Annotated in this window: 15 protein-coding genes; 4 read left to right on the top strand and 11 right to left on the bottom strand. The window is 68.4% G+C overall.

Annotated features, from left to right (window positions below):
* Nucleotides 1–8: 8 nt before the first annotated feature.
* From G6N48_RS22215 to G6N48_RS22175, 9 genes are all read right to left on the bottom strand, one after another.
* Nucleotides 9–1163: an MCE family protein gene (locus G6N48_RS22215; protein ID WP_139825683.1), complete on the bottom strand. Its 1155-nt coding sequence runs from the start codon at nucleotides 1161–1163 to the stop codon at nucleotides 9–11.
* Nucleotides 1160–2581 carry a virulence factor Mce family protein gene (locus G6N48_RS22210; protein WP_085268290.1) on the bottom strand — a complete coding sequence of 474 codons (1422 nt, stop codon included), beginning with the start codon at nucleotides 2579–2581 and terminating at the stop codon, nucleotides 1160–1162. The genes G6N48_RS22215 and G6N48_RS22210 overlap by 4 nt, the downstream gene beginning before the upstream one ends.
* Nucleotides 2582–2591: 10 nt before the next feature.
* Complete coding sequence (locus tag G6N48_RS22205; RefSeq protein ID WP_085268289.1) at nucleotides 2592–3656, bottom strand: virulence factor Mce family protein; 1065 nt, start codon at nucleotides 3654–3656, stop codon at nucleotides 2592–2594.
* Nucleotides 3646–4698, bottom strand: coding sequence for an MCE family protein (locus tag G6N48_RS22200; protein WP_085268288.1), 1053 nt, complete (start codon nucleotides 4696–4698; stop codon nucleotides 3646–3648). Before G6N48_RS22200 ends, G6N48_RS22205 begins: the two co-directional genes overlap by 11 nt.
* Nucleotides 4698–5900: an MCE family protein gene (locus G6N48_RS22195; RefSeq protein ID WP_085268287.1), complete on the bottom strand. Its 1203-nt coding sequence runs from the start codon at nucleotides 5898–5900 to the stop codon at nucleotides 4698–4700. The genes G6N48_RS22200 and G6N48_RS22195 overlap by 1 nt, the downstream gene beginning before the upstream one ends.
* A 16-nt stretch (nucleotides 5901–5916) precedes the next feature.
* On the bottom strand, nucleotides 5917–6759 hold the full coding sequence (locus G6N48_RS22190; RefSeq protein WP_085268286.1) for an MlaE family ABC transporter permease: 843 nt from the start codon (nucleotides 6757–6759) through the stop codon (nucleotides 5917–5919).
* Nucleotides 6760–6778: 19 nt separating this feature from the next.
* Nucleotides 6779–7543, bottom strand: a complete 765-nt coding sequence (locus G6N48_RS22185; protein ID WP_085268285.1) for an MlaE family ABC transporter permease — start codon at nucleotides 7541–7543, stop codon at nucleotides 6779–6781.
* A 236-nt stretch (nucleotides 7544–7779) separates the two neighbouring features.
* Complete coding sequence (locus tag G6N48_RS22180; RefSeq protein WP_085268284.1) at nucleotides 7780–8694, bottom strand: 3-oxoacyl-ACP reductase; 915 nt, start codon at nucleotides 8692–8694, stop codon at nucleotides 7780–7782.
* Between the two features lie 24 nt (nucleotides 8695–8718).
* Nucleotides 8719–8919, bottom strand: a complete 201-nt coding sequence (locus G6N48_RS22175; protein WP_085268283.1) for a ferredoxin — start codon at nucleotides 8917–8919, stop codon at nucleotides 8719–8721.
* A 216-nt stretch (nucleotides 8920–9135) separates the two neighbouring features.
* Here G6N48_RS22175 and G6N48_RS22170 point away from each other — a divergent pair, with 216 nt between their 5' ends.
* The 4 genes from G6N48_RS22170 to G6N48_RS22155 all read left to right on the top strand — a co-directional run bounded on the left by G6N48_RS22170 (nucleotide 9136) and on the right by G6N48_RS22155 (nucleotide 13741).
* Nucleotides 9136–10317 (top strand): acyl-CoA dehydrogenase, encoded by a 1182-nt coding sequence (locus G6N48_RS22170; RefSeq protein WP_085268282.1) that lies wholly within the window; start codon nucleotides 9136–9138, stop codon nucleotides 10315–10317.
* A gap of 23 nt (nucleotides 10318–10340) precedes the next feature.
* A complete protein-coding gene (locus G6N48_RS22165; protein WP_085268281.1) occupies nucleotides 10341–11438 on the top strand; it encodes an acyl-CoA dehydrogenase family protein in 1098 nt (365 codons plus the stop codon).
* 78 nt (nucleotides 11439–11516) lie between these two features.
* The gene (gene fadD17, locus G6N48_RS22160) at nucleotides 11517–13037 is read left to right on the top strand and encodes a long-chain-fatty-acid--CoA ligase FadD17 (RefSeq protein WP_085268280.1); all 1521 of its coding nucleotides are present in this window, start codon (nucleotides 11517–11519) and stop codon (nucleotides 13035–13037) included.
* Nucleotides 13034–13741 (top strand): serine hydrolase, encoded by a 708-nt coding sequence (locus tag G6N48_RS22155; protein ID WP_085268279.1) that lies wholly within the window; start codon nucleotides 13034–13036, stop codon nucleotides 13739–13741. Before fadD17 ends, G6N48_RS22155 begins: the two co-directional genes overlap by 4 nt.
* Here the strand turns inward: G6N48_RS22155 and G6N48_RS22150 are convergent.
* Together G6N48_RS22150 and G6N48_RS22145 are read right to left on the bottom strand one after the other, a co-directional pair.
* Nucleotides 13727–15277: an acetolactate synthase large subunit gene (locus G6N48_RS22150; RefSeq protein ID WP_085268278.1), complete on the bottom strand. Its 1551-nt coding sequence runs from the start codon at nucleotides 15275–15277 to the stop codon at nucleotides 13727–13729. The genes G6N48_RS22155 and G6N48_RS22150 overlap by 15 nt on opposite strands.
* Nucleotides 15274–16101, bottom strand: coding sequence for an amidohydrolase family protein (locus G6N48_RS22145; protein ID WP_085268277.1), 828 nt, complete (start codon nucleotides 16099–16101; stop codon nucleotides 15274–15276). The genes G6N48_RS22150 and G6N48_RS22145 overlap by 4 nt, the downstream gene beginning before the upstream one ends.

Genomic DNA, 16101 nt, shown 5'->3' with positions numbered 1-16101 from the left:
GGCCGCGCCTACTGTCCCGAGGCCTTGCCGGGCGGGATCTTGAACGGGTCGGCCGCCTGTCCCGACAGGTTGGCCATCTCCCCGACCAAGAAGTCCGGCGGGTTGAGGATCTCGTTCATGTGGACCATGTTCGGGTCGAAGTACGCGGTGGTGAAGAAGGTTTCACCGATGCGGCGCAAGGTCAGGTCGAACGTGGTGAACACGTTGAGGTAGTCGCCGCGCACGGCCTGCTTGATCCCGAAGTTCGGGAACGGGAACGTCAGCAGCAGTTGCAGCGAGGTGACGAAGTTCTTGCGGTTGTCGTTGAGCGCCTTGACGGCCGAGTACAGGTCCTTGAGGTCCGCGGCGAAGTCCACCTTCGTTTTGGACAGGACGTGCGCGGTGACGGTGGCCAGCCTTTTGAGCGCCGCGAAAGCGTCGACGATGTGCTCGCGGTTCTTGTTGAGCACGCGAACCGCTTCGGGCAGCGTGGCCAGCGCCCGGCCGAGGTTGTCCTTGTCGCGGGCCAGGGTCGCCGAGAACCGGTTCAAGCCGTCGACCGCGTCGATGATGTCGTTGACCTGACGGTTGAGCCCCCCGGTCAGCTCCGCCAGCCGGGGCACCAGATCGACGAACTGGTCCTGACGGCCCGCGACGGCCTTGTACGTCTCGTCGGTGATCTCCTCGAGGGCGCCGACGTTGCCCTTGTTCACCACCACGCCGAGCGCCGAGAGCACCTCCTCGGTGGTCGGGTAGCGGCCGGTGTGGGACTCGGCGATCTTGGACCCGTCGGTCAGCCTGCCGACCGCCGGCTTGTCCTTCGGGCGGGCCAGGTCGACGTGCATCGAACCCAGCAGCGACGTCTGGGCGACCGTCGCGGTCGCGTTGGCCGGCAACACCACGTCCTTGTCCAACGCCAACTTGACCGCGGCGTAGAAACTGCCGTCGGAGCGCTGTTCGGCCGCGATCCCCGCGACGCTGCCGACCGTGACGTCGTCGACCATCACCGGCGAGTTCTGCGGCAGCGTCGCCACGTCCGGCAGCTCGACGCTGATCGAGTAGGCGCCGCTGCCGTGCCCGGCGGTGCCGGGCATCGACAGCGAATTCAGGCCGCCGTACTGGCAGCCGGCCAACAGGGCGCTGCCCGCAGCCAATGCGCTGCCACGCAACCACATTCGATTCACTGGCCGCCGCCCAGATCGGCCGATGCCGGTGGTGGGGCCTGGCCCGGCGCGGGGCCGGGCAGCGGACCGAAGTTCCCCGGCCCGGGCGCGGCCCCCGGCGGGGTACCGCCCGGCTGGGCGGCCTGCGGCGCCGTCGGCACCAGCAGCGCTTGGAGGTCCGCCGGGTTCTGCGCGGCCGGCGGCGTCTGCGCGCCCTTGGCCGGCACCCAGGTCAGCTGCGGGACCGGAGTCGCCGACTTCGCCTGGGTGTCCGGGGTGTCGTAGATGATCTGACCCTTGTACGCCGTGATCGTATTGAGGGGATGGAACATGATCGGCGGGTAGTTCACGGAGAGCCGCCGCAGAACGGGACCCAGCCGCTCACGGCACAATTCGGCGCGCTTGTAATAGTCGGGTGCGCGCGGCCCGGCGGCGGTGTCGAAGGACCCACCGCAGATGAACTGCACGGGATTGGCGAATTCCGGGATCGACAGCAGACCGTTCAGCGTGCCCTGTGCGGGGTCGTAGATGTTGTAGAAGTTGGAGATCCCGGGCCCCGCGACGTGCAGCACCTGCTCGATGTTGTCGCTCTGGTCGCTCAGCGTCTTGGCGAAATCGTTGAGGTTGTTGACGGTGTCGACCAGCGTCGAGTTGTTCTCGTGCAGGAAGCCACGGACGTCGGAGAGCGCCTTGTTCAGGGTCCCCAGGGTCGTGTCCAGATGGCGGGAGCTGTCGGCGAGCACCTGTGACACCGAGGCGACGTTGCCCGCGAACTGCACGATCTGCTCGTTGCTGTTCGACAGCGCGTCGACGAGCACCTGCAGGTTCTTGACCGTCCCGAAGATGTCACCACGCGAATCACCAAGCCGCCCAGCGACTTGCGACAGTTCCTGCAGGGCGTTGTGGAACGACTCGCCATTGCCGTTGAACGTGTCGGCGGCCTGGTTGATCGCCGCGCCCAGCGGGCCCTGCATCGACCCGGTCGTCGGGCCGAGCTGGGAGGCCAGCTGCGTCAGCGCCTCCTTCACCTCGTCCCACTCCACCGGGACGGCGGTGCGGGCGAGGTCGATGCTGCCGCCGGGCGGCAGCGCCGGCCCGCCGGTGTAGGCAGGGGTCAGCTGGACGAACCGCGCCGACACCAGGTTCGGCGACACGATGATGGCCTTGGCGTCGGAGGGAATTCGCACGTCCTTGGACACCGACATGGTGATCTTGACGTCGGAGGGCCGCGGTTCGATCGAGTCGACCTGGCCCACCGGCACCCCGAGGATGCGGACCTGGTCTCCCGGATAAAGCCCGACGGCGGAGGCGAAGTAGCCGACGACGCTGCGGGTATTTCCCGTCGACGTCAACACGTACACGCCGCCCACCAGGGCCGCCACCAGCGCGAGGGCGGTGGCAAAGCGCAACCCCCGGCCGCCCTTGATCCGCTTCAGCATGGCGACCCGCTCATGGTGACTTCGGCCTGATGATCCAACGCTCCTGGATGAGGCCGCGCAGGTAGTCGGCAAGACTGGCCGGCAGCTTGCCCGGCTGGTAGAAGAAGTCGAACATCGTGGCCAGCAGCGGCGCCGGGATCACCCCGTACACGTTGACGTTGAACCCTGGCCCGGACCCGACCACCTCGCCGAGTTCGGTGGCATAGGTGGGCAGCCGTTTGAGGGCCTCGGTGATGTAGTCGCGGCGCTCGTTGAGGTTCGCCAGCACCTGGTTGAGCTTGGACAACGACGGGCCGAACTCCTTGCGGTTGTCGGCGACGAAGCCGGAGATCTGCGCCGAGAGGCCCTGGATGCCCGAGATCAGCCGGCTCAGGGCCGCGCGCCGCTCGTCGAGCGCCGCGAACAGCGCGTTGCCGTCGTCGACGAGCTGGTTGACCTGGCCGGCGCGCTGGCTCAGCATCCCGGTCACCGACTTGGCATGCGCCAGAAGGCTTTGCAGCGCCTCGTCCCGCTTGTTCAGGGTGCGCGACAGCGACGTCACACCGTCGAGGGCGCCGCGCAGGTCCGGGGTGGCGTCCTGCAACGTGTCGGTCAGCACGTCGAGGGCCTGCTCGAACTGCGGCTTGTTCAGTGTGGTGGCGTTTTGGCCCAGGTCTTCCAGCGCGCCGGCCAGAGTGTAGGGCGTGGTGGTCCGGCTGAGCGGAATCGTGGTCGCCTTGCCGCCACCGGCCGGGGTCACCGCGATGGAACGCTCGCCGAGGATGGTGTCGGTGCGGATCGCCGCGAGGGACTGGTCGCCGACGGCGACGTGGCGGTCCACGGTGAAGCTGATCTTGGCGCTGTCGCCGGCCAGGCCGACCGACTGCACCTTGCCGACCTTGAAGCCCGACACGTACACCGTGTTGCCGGGCGAAATCCCGCCGGCGTCGGTGAAGTACGCGTCGTAGACCTTTCCCTGCGGAAAGAACGGCAGCCCCGCATAGCCGAACGCGATGAGCACGACACAGACCACCAGCACCACCCCGAAGATGCCGGTGCGAAGCGGGTCGCGGTCGCGCTTGGCACTACTTGACAAAAGCGCACCTCCCCTTGCTGGGATCGACCTGTCCGCCCAGCGGCAGCAGGATGTCGCCGCCGGCCGGGCCGTTGATCTTGATGGTCACCGAACAGAAATAGATGTTGAAGAACGAACCGTAGGCGCCGAGTGCCGCCAGGCGCAGATAGTCCTCGCCCAGCTGCTCGACGTCGCTGTCCACCTCGGCCTTGCGGTTGTCCAGCTCGGTGGCCAGCGGCCGGGTGTTCTCGATGATGCCCTGCAGTGGCCGTCGGGAATTCTGCAGCAGCTCAGTCAGATCCGTCGTGGTCGACGCCAGCGGCGGGATGGCCCCGGCGATCTCGTCCTTGTGCTGGGCCAGCCCGGTGATCAGCTGCTGCAACTGGTCGACGCTGGCGGAGAATTGAGCGCCCTTGGCGTCGATGGTCCCCAGCACCGTGTTGAGGTTGGTGATCACGTCACCGATGAGCTGGTCGCGTTGCGCCAGGGCCGACGAGAACGAACTGGTGTCGGACAAGACGTTGGACAACGCCCCGCCCTGGCCCTGCAACAACTGGATGACGGCGCTGCTGATGGTGTTGATCTTGTCGCCGTCCAGGCCCTTGGTCACCGGCCGCAGCCCGCCCAGCAGCGCGTCGAGGTCCAGCGCGGGCTGGGTGTGCTGGGAATTGATGGTGCCACCCGGCGGCAGCTTGCGCAGCTCGCCAGGACCCGAGGTGATCTCCAAATACCGGTCGCCGACCAGGTTTTCGTAGCGAATCACCGCGCGTGTCGACGAGTACAGCGTGTAGCGCTTGTCGATCCCGAACTTGACGTCGATGGTGTTGTCCCGGTTGAGCGCGATTCCCGATACCGCGCCCACCGGAACTCCGGCGATGCGCACCTTCTGGCCCGCCTTCAACCGCGACACGTTGGTGAACGTTGCGTGGTAGGTGCTTTCGGGGCCGAACCGGAAGTCACCGAAGACCACCACCAGCCCGGCCGCGACGAGCACCATCGTCACCGTGAAGATCCCGACCTTGATCACCATCGACCGGTGCGACGGCATTCCCGAAGCCGCCATCAGAAGTCGTCCCGTTCCGCGAAGGCGCCGTGGAACAAGAACTGCAGGGTCGAGGGCGCGTCGAACTGCAGTTCGGTGAACGGCTCGTACGGGATGTTGGCGTTGTCGGTGACCAGGAACGGCGCGCGGTAGAACGACCCGCCGGTCTGCTTGGTCGGAAGGTCAGGCAGCCCACGGCAATTCGGGCCACCGGAGCCGTTGACGATCGGCAGCGACTCCGGGTAGGTGTAGGCCGGCGCGCCCAGCACGAAGCTCGACGACGTGAACAGGCCGGCCTTGCGGACACCGATCAGCGGGGCGAATTCCTTGATGCCGCGCCCGATCCCGGCGAACAGGCAGCCGAATTCCGGAGAGTAGTCCGAGGCCACCTTGAGCGGGGCGCGCAGCCGGTTGATCGCGTCGATGAAATCCTGCTCGGCCGGGGCCAGCGTGTCGTAGGCGTTGTTGGCCAGGCCGATCGCGGCCAGCAATGTGTCGTTGAGGTTGCCCTGCTGGTCCACGACGGTCTTGCTGATCGTCGGCAGATTGTCGATCACGGTGTTCAGGTCGGGCGCGGCGTCGGCGTAGATGTTGGTGACGACACCGGCCTTGCGGAAATCCTCCTGCAGCGCGGGCAACTTCGGGTTCGCCTGGCGCGACAGCGTGTTGAGTCCACCAAGCAGGTCGCCCAGGTCGTCGCCGTGGCCACGCAGGCCCTCGGACAGCGCGCTCAGCGTCCCGTTCAGCTCGACGGGGTCGATCTTGTGCAGCAGGTCGATCAGGGACTGGAACAGGGTGTTGACCTCGAGTTGCACCGCCGAGGCCGCCACGTGCGCGTCCGGGCGCAGCGGCGACGGCGACGGTTGCCTGGGGGGAATGAATTCCACCGACTTGGCACCGAAGATCGTGTTCCCGGCGATGTGGACCGTGGCGTTGGACGGGATGAAATGCATGTCGTCGCTGTTGATCGCCAGCGTCAGGCGCGCCTGATCCGTGGCGTAGTCGATGCTCTCGACCTTGCCGACCTGGATGCCGCGGTACTTGACCTTGGCGCCCTTGTCCATCACCAGCCCGGCCCGGGGCGCCGAGACGGTGACGGTGTCCACCGACGCGAAGGCCGCCGTGTAGGAAAGGTAGGTCAGCGCGGCGAACGCGACGATCAGACCGGCCAGCAGCGCTGCTGCCAGCCGCACGGTCGATCGCCGAGATTCGCCTTCTGCCATGTTCTAAGCGGTCCCCTTACCCGGAGAGGTTGAAGTTACCGGACGAGCCGTACACCGCGAGCGAGATGAACAAAGTAATGACCACGACCACTATCAGCGAGGTCCGCACGGCCTGGCCCACCGCGATGCCCACACCCACCGGGCCGCCGTTGGCGTTGTAGCCGTAATAGGTGTGGATGAGCATCACCGCGATGGACATCACGATGGCCTGCAGAAAGGACCACAGCAGGTCCGACGGGATGAGGAACGTATTGAAGTAGTGGTCGTAAAGGCCCTTCGACTGCCCGTTGATGTACACGGTGGTGAAGCGGGCGGCGAAGAACGCCGCCAGCACCGACAGCGAGTACAGCGGGACGATCGCGATGAGACCGGCGATCAGCCGCGTCGACACCAGATAGGAAACCGAATGCACCGCCATGCATTCGACGGCGTCGATCTCCTCGGAGACCCGCATTGCGCCCAGCTGGGCGGTGGCGCCGGCCCCGATGGTGGCCGCCAGCGCGATACCCGCGATCACCGGGGCGACCACGCGCACGTTGAGGAACGCCGAGAGGAACCCGGTGAGGGCCTCGATGCCGATGTTGCCCAGCGACGAATAGCCCTGCACCGCGATGACGCCGCCGGAGGCCAGCGTCAGGAAGGCGGCGACGCCGACGGTGCCGCCGATCATGACGAGCGCTCCGGCGCCCAGCGTCATCTCGGCGATCAGCCGAATGGTCTCCTTGCGATAGCGGGTGAGGGCGTTGGGGATATAACGTACGGTCCGCCCGTAGAACAACGCCTGCTCGCCGAAGTCGTCGACCGGCTCCTGGAACCGGGAGAACAGGCGGCGGACTCGCAGCGTGGCGTCGTAACTCATCGCCTACCCACCCGCCCCGTCATTTGGCAGACAGCCGAACGCCGATGGCGGTCATCACCACGTTGATGACGAACAGACAGATGAAGGCGTAGACGACGGTTTCGTTGACCGCGTTGCCCACGCCCTTGGGGCCACCCTTGACGGTCAGGCCGCGGTAGCAGCCGACGAGCCCGGCCATGATCCCGAACAGCAACGCCTTGACCTCGGCGAGGACCAGCTCGCGCAGGCCGGTGAGCACGGTCAGGCCGTTGATGAAAGCGCCCGGGTTGACGCCCTGCAGAAACACGGAGAAAACGTAGCCGCCGGACAGGCCGATCGCGCAGACCAGGCCGTTGAGCAGCATCGCGACCACCGTGGACGCCAGCACGCGGGGCACCACCAGCCGCTGGATCGGGTCGATGCCGAGCACGCGCATCGCGTCGATCTCCTCGCGGATGGTGCGCGCGCCCAGGTCGGCGCAGATCGCGGTGGCGCCGGCGCCGGCCACGACCAGCACGGTGACCACCGGCCCCAGCTGCGTGATGGTGCCGAACGCCGTTCCGGCGCCGGACAAGTCGGCGGCCCCGATCTCACGCAGCAGGATGTTGAGGGTGAACGCCACCAGGACCGTGAAGGGGATGGACACGAGCAGCGTGGGCACCAGCGACACCCGCGCGATCATCCACGTCTGGTCCAGAAACTCGCCGAATTGGAACGGTCGTCTGAAAGCCGCGCGGCCCGTGTCGATCATCATCTCGAAGAACCCACCGACAGCGCGTGCGGGTACTGCAAGTTGCTGAATCAACTCAGTACCCCCCTCGGGCTGCTCGCGGCGAAGTTTATGCAAAGCATTGGCGCCGTCTTCGATCGCACGCGGCTCGGCGTGAGCCGGATCATATTAACTCAGATGCGGTTCACCCTGTCAATGAACAGGATTACTCTGCCCGAACCGTTAATTTACCAGGTCAAAGCCGTTACAGCTGGTGCAAACTGATACACGTTCTAGTCGGTGTTTTTCCCCCGCGTGGCCACGATACGCCCTTATTGCTCCATCAGTGCGACCGCGGAAAAATTCCGCTCAGGATCGCGGCCAGCAAAGTATTCCTGCAATGACGCGCTCAATTCGGCGAAGTCCCACGCCGCCCCGTCGGCGCTGAACCGGTGCTCGGCGGTCGGCGCCGACACGAGCGTCACCTGCGGGCCGTACACGATGAAGACCTGCCCGTTGACTTCCGCGGCCGCCGGCGAAGCCAGGAACTTCACCAGGCTGACGACGTGCTCCGGCGACAGCGGGTCGATCTGCCCCGCTTCGACCTCGGGCGCCGCGCCGAAGACGTCGGCCGTCATCGCCGTGCGGGCGCGCGGGCAGATCGCGTTGGCGCACACCCCGTAGCGGCCGAGCGCCCGCGCAGCCGTCAGTGTCAGCGAAATGATGCCCGCCTTGGCGGCGCCGTAGTTTGCCTGGCCCACCGGGCCCACCAGGCCCGCCTCCGACGCGGTGTTGACGAGGCGGCCGAAGACCTTCCCCCCTGCGTCCTTGGCCTTGGAGCGCCAGTAGGTGGCCGCGTTGCGGGTGAGCAGGAAATGGCCGCGCAGGTGCACGGCGATCACCAGGTCCCACTCCTCGTCGGACATGTTGAACAGCATCCGGTCGCGGGTGATCCCGGCGTTGTTCACGACGATGTCCAGGCTGCCCAGCCCGTCGGCGGTGGCCACCAGCTCGTCGGCGGTGGCCCGCTCGCTGATGTCGCCGGCCACCGCGACGGCTTTGGCGCCGGCCGCGCTGATCTCGTCGATGACATCGGAGGCGTCCAGGGCGGCGGCGATGTCGTTGACGACCACGGTGGCGCCGGCCCGGGCCAAGCCGAGCGCCTCGGCCCGCCCCAGGCCCGCTGCCGCACCGGTCACCACCGCAACCTTGCCGGACAGATCGGTCGCGTTCGTGCTGCTAGTCAATTTATGAATACCTCTAGTTTCGGTTCACGCGCTCTGATCTTCGCGCAGCAGTGCCGCGCGCGGGCATTCGGCGATCGCCTGTTCGGCCAATTGCTCCTGGTCCGGCGGGATCGGGTCGAGCTTCACGACCGCGTAGTCCTCGTCGTCGAGGTCGAAGATATCCGGCGCGATTCCCAAGCACACGGCGTTACCTTCACACCGGTCACGGTCCACGATCACCCGCACAGCACCCTCCTTGCACCTGGTCGTCGTTCCGAGCACACGCCCTATGACGGGATAGCTCCACCATAGGGCCCCGATACGTCCGGGGAAACGGTCGCTGGATTCAGAGACTAGAACGTGTTACAACCGGGGAGGCGAACGGGTAGCCGTTGGTCGCGCCGCGGCCGGTGATGTGGCGCCTGGTGAATAGGACTCTCAAGACCCTCGAGGACGGCTCGGATGCGCATCAGTTACACCCCCGAACAGGAGGAGCTGCGTCGCGAGCTGCGGTCGTACTTCACCGCACTCATGACGCCGGAGCGCCGCGAGGCGCTGAGCTCCACCCAGGGCGAGGTCGGCACCGGCAACGCCTACCGCGACACCGTCGCACAGATGGGCAAAGACGGTTGGCTCACCCTGAACTGGCCGAAAGAGTACGGCGGCCAGGACCGCTCCCCGATGGACTCGCTGATCTTCACCGACGAGGCGGCCATCGCCGGCGTGCCGGTGCCGTTCCTGACCATCAACAGCGTGGCGCCGACCATCATGGCCTTCGGCACCGAGGAGCAGAAGAAGTTCTTCCTGCCCAAGATCGCGGCCGGCGAACTGCACTTCTCCATCGGCTACTCCGAGCCCGGCGCCGGCACCGACCTGGCGAACCTGCGCACCAGCGCGGTGCGCGACGGCGACGACTACGTGGTCAACGGCCAGAAGATGTGGACCAGCCTGATCGCCTACGCCGACTGGGTGTGGCTGGCCGTGCGCACCAACCCCGAGGCCAAGAAACACCGGGGCATCTCGATGCTGGTGGTGCCGACGACGGCGGAGGGCTTTTCCTGGACGCCGGTGCACACCATGGCCGGCGTGGACACCAGCGCCACCTACTACTCCGACGTGCGGGTGCCGGTGACCAACCTGGTCGGTGAGGAGAACGGCGGCTGGAAGCTGGTGACCAACCAGCTCAACCACGAGCGCGTCGCCCTGGTTTCCCCGCAGCCGATCTTCCTGGCGCTGCGCGAGGTTCGCGAGTGGGCACAAAACACCAAAGACCATGGTGGGGCGCGGCTGATCGACTCGGAGTGGGTGCAGCTCAACCTGGCCCGCGTGCACGCCAAGGCGGAGGTCCTCAAGCTGATCAACTGGGAACTGGCGTCGGCGGAAACCGAAGCCCTGGGGCCGGCGGACGCGTCGGCGGCCAAGGTGTACGGCACCGAGCTGGCCACCGAGGCCTACCGGCTGCTGATGGAGGTGCTGGGCACCGCGGGGACGGTGCGCCAGGACTCACCGGGCGCCCTGTTGCGCGGCCGCGTCGAGCGGATGCACCGGGCGTGTCTGATCCTGACCTTCGGCGGCGGCACCAACGAAGTGCAGCGCGACATCATCGGGATGGTCGCGCTGGGTCTGCCCCGGGCCAACCGCTGAGCCTCTTCCTAAGGACTGGATTCATGGATTTCACGACGACCGAAGCGGCAACCGACCTCGGCGGCCTGGTGGACAGCATCGTCGACGCGGTGTGCACGCCCGAGCGCCAGCGCGAGCTCGACGGCCTCGACCAACGGTTCGACCGCGAGTTGTGGCGCAAGCTGATCGACGCCGGCATCCTGGCGAGCGCCTCGGCCACCTCGGTGGGCGGCGACGGATTCGGGGCGCTCGAGCAGGTGGCCATTCTGGTCGCCCTCGGCCACCAGCTGGCCGCCGTGCCGTACCTGGAGTCGGTGGTTCTGGGGGCCGGCGCCCTGTCCCGGTTCGGCGCCGCCGACCTGCAGGAGAACTGGGGCGCCGCGGCGGTAGGCGGCGAGAAAATCCTCACCGCGGCCCTTCTCGGCGAGATGGGTGAGGGCCCGGTCGAGGCCGCCCGCTCCGGTGAGGGCTACCGGCTCACCGGCACCCGCACCCAGGTGGGTTACGGCCCCGTCGCCGACGCGTTTCTCGTTCCGGCGCAAACCGATTCCGGCACCGCGGTTTTCCTGGTCGCCGCCGACGACCCCGGCGTCGCGGTGACCACGATGCAGACCACCGGCAAGGGCAGCGTCGGGCACCTGACCCTGGACGGCACCCAGATCGACGGCACCCGGATGGTCGGTGGCGCCGAAGCGGTGGTGTGGCTCGACACGCTCACCAGCCTGGGCCGCAGCGCCTTCCAACTCGGGGTGCTCGAGCGCGGGTTGCAGCTCACCGCCGAATATGCCCGCACCCGCGAGCAATTCGACCGCCCGATCGGCAGCTTCCAGGCCGTCGCGCAGCGACTTGCCGACGGCTATATCGATGTGAAGGGCCTGCGGCTGACGCTCACCCAGGCGGCCTGGCGGGTGTCGGAGGACCTTCCCGCCGACATCGACGTGGCCAGCGCGGCCTTCTGGGCCGCCGACGCCGGCCACCGGGTGGCGCACACGATCGTGCACGTGCACGGCGGCGTGGGCGTCGACACCGATCACCCCGTGCACCGGTACTTCCTGGCCGCCAAGGATATCGAGTTCGCGCTGGGCGGCGCGACGGGGCAGCTGCGCCGGATCGGCCGCGAACTCGCCGAGACGCCCGCCTGATCGCTCGAGCGTGAAGCCAGCCGCACATTCGAGCTCCAATGTGAAGCCAGCCGCACATTCGCCACGACGGGGGCGTGAATGCTCGACCCGACCGACCTGACCGTCACCAAACTGCTTGTGCCGCTGGCTGATATCGACGACCGGGGCGTCTACTTCGAGGACTCGTTCATCAGCTGGCGCGATCACCTGCGGCACGGCGCCGCGATCGTGGCGGCGCTGCGTGACCGCCTGGACCCGGCGCGGCCACCGCACGTCGGGGTGCTGCTGGAAAACATCCCGTTCTTCTCGGCGACGCTGGTGGCGGCCGGGATGTCGGGGATCGTGCCGGTGGGGCTCAACCCGGTGCGCCGCGGCGAGGCGCTACGGCGCGACATCGAGCGGGCGGACTGCCAGTTGGTGCTGGCCGACTCGAATTCGACGGCGACACTGGATGGTATCGACCACGTGAACGTCGACTCCGCTCAGTGGGCCGCCGAGGTCGAGGCGTTCCGGGGCGCCGAGCCGTCCTTTCGGCCCGCGTCGCCCGCTGACCTGTTCATGCTGATCTTCACTTCGGGAACCAGCGGCGACCCCAAGGCGGTCAAGTGCAGCCACGGCAAGGTCGCGGTCGCGGGCGCGACCATGACGCAGCGCTTCGGCCTGGGCCGCGACGATGTCTGCTACGTGTCGATGCCGCTCTTCCATTCCAACGCCGTGTTGGTCGGCTGGGCGGTGGCGGCCGCCTGCCAGGGCTCGATGGCGTTGCGCCGCAAGTTCTCTGCGTCGGGTTTCCTGCCGGACGTCCGCCGCTACGGCGCCACCTACGCCAACTACGTCGGCAAACCGCTGTCGTACGTGCTCGCCACGCCCGAGCAGCCCGATGACGCGGATAACCCGCTGCGGGCGGTGTACGGCAACGAGGGCGTGCCGGCCGACATCGATCGCTTTGGCCGCAGGTTCGGCTGCGTGGTGCAAGACGGGTTCGGCTCGACGGAGGGCGGGGTGGCGATCGCGCGCACCCCCGACACTCCCCCCGGCTCCCTGGGTCCGCTGCCGGAGGGAATCGAGATCGTCGACCCGGACACCGGAAAGCCCTGCGCCCCGGGCGTGGTCGGCGAGCTGGTGAACGCCGGCGGCCCGGGCCGTTTCGAGGGCTATTACAACGACGAGGCCGCCGAGGCCGAGCGGATGGCCGGCGGGGTCTACCACAGCGGCGACCTGGCCTACCGTGACGCCGACGGCTACGCCTATTTCGCCGGGCGGCTCGGCGACTGGATGCGGGTCGACGGCGAAAACCTGGGTACCGCACCGATCGAGCGGGTGCTGCTACGGTATCCAGACGTGACCGAGGTGGCGGTGTACGCGGTGCCCGATCCCGTCGTGGGCGATCAGGTGATGGCGGCCGTCGTGCTGGCCCCGGGCGTCGACTTCGACGCCGAGAAGTTCAGCGCGTTCCTGGCCGAGCAGCCTGACCTGGGTCCCAAGCAGTGGCCGTCGTACGTGCGGGTGAGCGCCGAGTTGCCGCGGACGATGACCTTCAAGGTGCTCAAACGACAATTGTCGGCCCAGGGCGTCGATTGCGGTGATGCCGTCTGGCCGATCCACCGGCAGCAGGCGTGACTTCCCGGCCCCTCGAGCAGGCGCTTGACGCGAGTTTCGAACAGCTCTCGGCCTCGGTTCCGGCGCAGGTCGGCATCGCGATCGCCCGCCCGGACCGGACGTATTCGCTGGGCCGGTGGTGGTCCGGGGTGGCGTGGTCGACGATCAAGGTGCCATTGGCGATCGCGGCGCTGCGCCGCGACTGGCTGGGCGCCAAAGACCTGGCCGTCAAGGCGATCACCGCTTCCGACAACCAGGCCTCCGAGCAGCTGTGGTCGCTGTTGGGTGATCCGGCGGCCGCGGCGCGGCACGTGCAGCGCGTCATCGCCGAGGGCGGGGACACCGCCACCGTCGTCGAGCCCCGCCGGATCCGGCGGGGCTACACCGCCTTCGGCCAGACGCAGTGGACGCTGCAGCGCCAGGCCCGGTTCGCCGCCGAGCTGGCATCGATCCCCGGCGCCGACGACGTCGTCGCCTTGATGCGCCAGCTCGTCGGCGAGCACCGGTGGGGCCTGGCGGCTCATGGCTTCGCGGCCAAGGGCGGTTGGGGCCCGGGGGTGCGCGGTGAGTACCTGGTCCGCCAGTTCGGGATCGTACCCACGCCATCGGGCGAATGGGGCGTGGCGCTGGCGGCCGAGGCGCAGGTGTTCGAGGCGGGAGTGAAGGTGCTCGACACCCTGTCGGACTGGGCGCTGAGCCGGTTGCCCGGGCTAGCCCGCTATTGACGGGACCACCGCGTCGATCAGGTGCGGACCTCGTTCGGCCGCCGCCGCGCGCAGCGCCTCGGCGAATTCATCGGCGGTGTGCACGCGGCGGGCCGGCACGCCCATGCCCTCGCTGATTTTGACGAAGTCGATTGCGGGGCGCGACAAGTCGAGCAAGTCGAGGGCCTTGGGCCCGGGCGCCGAGCCCGCGCCGACGCGGGCCAGCTCGATGCGCAGGATGTCGTAGGCGCCGTTGTCGTAGATCACGGTGGTGACGTCGAGGTTCTCGCGCGCCTGGGTCCACAGCCCCGAGATCGTGTACATGGCCGAGCCGTCGGACTCCAGGCACAGCACCGGGCGGTCCGGCGCGGCGATCGCGGCGCCCACCGCGGCGGGGATGCCGTAGCCGATCGCCCCGCCGGTCAGCGTCAGCCAGTCGTGGGCCGGCGCCCCGGCGGTGGCCTGGGCAAGCAGCAGGCCGGAGGTGTTCGACTCGTCGACCACGATCGCGCGCTCGGGCAGCAGAGCGCCGATCACATCGGCCGCTGACGCGGACGTCAGGGGGCCGCTCGGCATGGCGGGACGGCCGGGCTGGGCCACCGCCGCCTGCGCGCCGGGCGCGACGTCGTCGGCCACCGCGGCCAGCGCCTCGGCCGCGCCGCTGTGGCCGGCCAGCACGTGCACCTCACACCCGGCCGGGACCAGGTCGCTGGGGGCGTTCGGGTAGGCAAAGAACGACACCGGCGACTTGGCGCCCGCCAGCACCAGGTGCTTTGCGCCGTCGAGCTGGGCCGTCGCGGCCTCGGCGAAGTACGCGAGCCGCTCGACCGCGGGGACGCCGGCGCCGCGTTCCAGCCGCGTCGGGAACGTCTCGCACAGCACGCGGGCCCCGGTCGCCTGGGCGATGCGCGTGGCCGCCGCGAGGCCCGGGCCGCGGGTGGCGTCGCCGCCCACCATCAGCACCGTCGGCTCCCCGGACCGCAGCACCTGCACGACCTCGGGCACCAGCATCGGGTCGGCCCCCCGTGGTGGTGGTTGCGTCGCGCCGGCCGGCCGGGCGCCCGCCGACCACGACACGTCGGCGGGCAATATCAGCGTCGAGATCTGCGAGCCCGTCCGACTCGCGGCGATGGCCTCGGCGGCGTCGGCCGCGACGTCGGCGGTGCCGGTCGTCCGGCGCAGCCACCCCGAGACGGTGCCGGCGAGCGCGTCGATGTCGGATTCCAGTGGGGCGTCGTATTTTTTGTGGTAGGTGGCGTGGTCTCCGACGACCACCACCATCGGCACCCGGGCGCGCCGGGCGTTGTGCAGGTTGGCCAGTCCGTTGCCCAGCCCGGGGCCCAGATGCAGCAGCACCGCGGCCGGCCGGCCGGCGATGCGGGCATACCCGTCGGCCGCGCCGGTCGCGACGCCCTCGAAAAGCGTTAGCACGCCGCGCATCCGGGGAACGCTGTCCAGCCCGGCCACGAAGTGCATCTCGGAGGTGCCGGGGTTGGCGAAGCAGACGTCGACGCCGCCGTCTACCAGGGTGTTGATCAGTGCCTGAGCGCCGTTCACGTTCTCGCCTCCAGTCCGAACACGCGCCGGGCGTTGCGGTGCAGGAAGTCGTGGCGGGCCTCGACGGCCAGCCCGAGGTTGTCCAGATCCGCCAGGGCGTGCGCGTGCGTGATCATCGGGTAGTTGGTGCCGAACAGCACTTTGCGTTGTCCGGTACCGGTTTTCATGAAATCGACGAGTTCTTGCGGGAGGCGCCTGATGGTGTACGCCGAGGTGTCGATGTAGACGTTCTCATGCTTGCGGGCGACGGCGACCATCTCCTCGGTCCACGGATAGCCGACGTGGCCGCAGACGATCACCAACTCCGGGAAGTCCAGGGCCACCTGGTCGATGTAGGGAATCGGGCGCCCGGTCTCCGAGGGTCGCAGCGGCCCGGTGTGGCCGACCTGCGTGCAGAACGGCACCCCGGACTCGACGCACTGGGCGAACAGCGGATAGTAGCGGCGGTCGGTGGGCGGCGCGTCCCACAGCCACGGCACCACCCGCAGGCCGACGAACCCGCCGTCGCCGACCCGCCGCCGCAATTCGCGTACCGCCTCCATCGGCCGGTCGAGGTCGACCGCCGCCAGACCGCCGAACCTGTCCGGGTGCAACCGAATCCAGTCGGCCACCTCATCGTTGGAGACCAGGTCCTGACCGAACGGGCCACGCCACGCGCTGAGCAACCCGAAGTCGACACCGGCCGCGTCCATCGCGGCGATGGTCGCGTCGATCGGGATCTCGGTGTCCGGTATCGACCCGCCCGTCCAGCGCCGCAGGGACGCCAGCATGTCGCTGCGCAGGAACCGCACAGTGGGATGCTGCATCCACACGTCGATGGTCAT

It is taken from the genome of Mycobacterium parmense, assembly GCF_010730575.1.
GTDB classification, from domain to species: domain Bacteria; phylum Actinomycetota; class Actinomycetes; order Mycobacteriales; family Mycobacteriaceae; genus Mycobacterium; species Mycobacterium parmense.
This window is presented reverse-complemented; position numbering and strand designations above follow the sequence as displayed.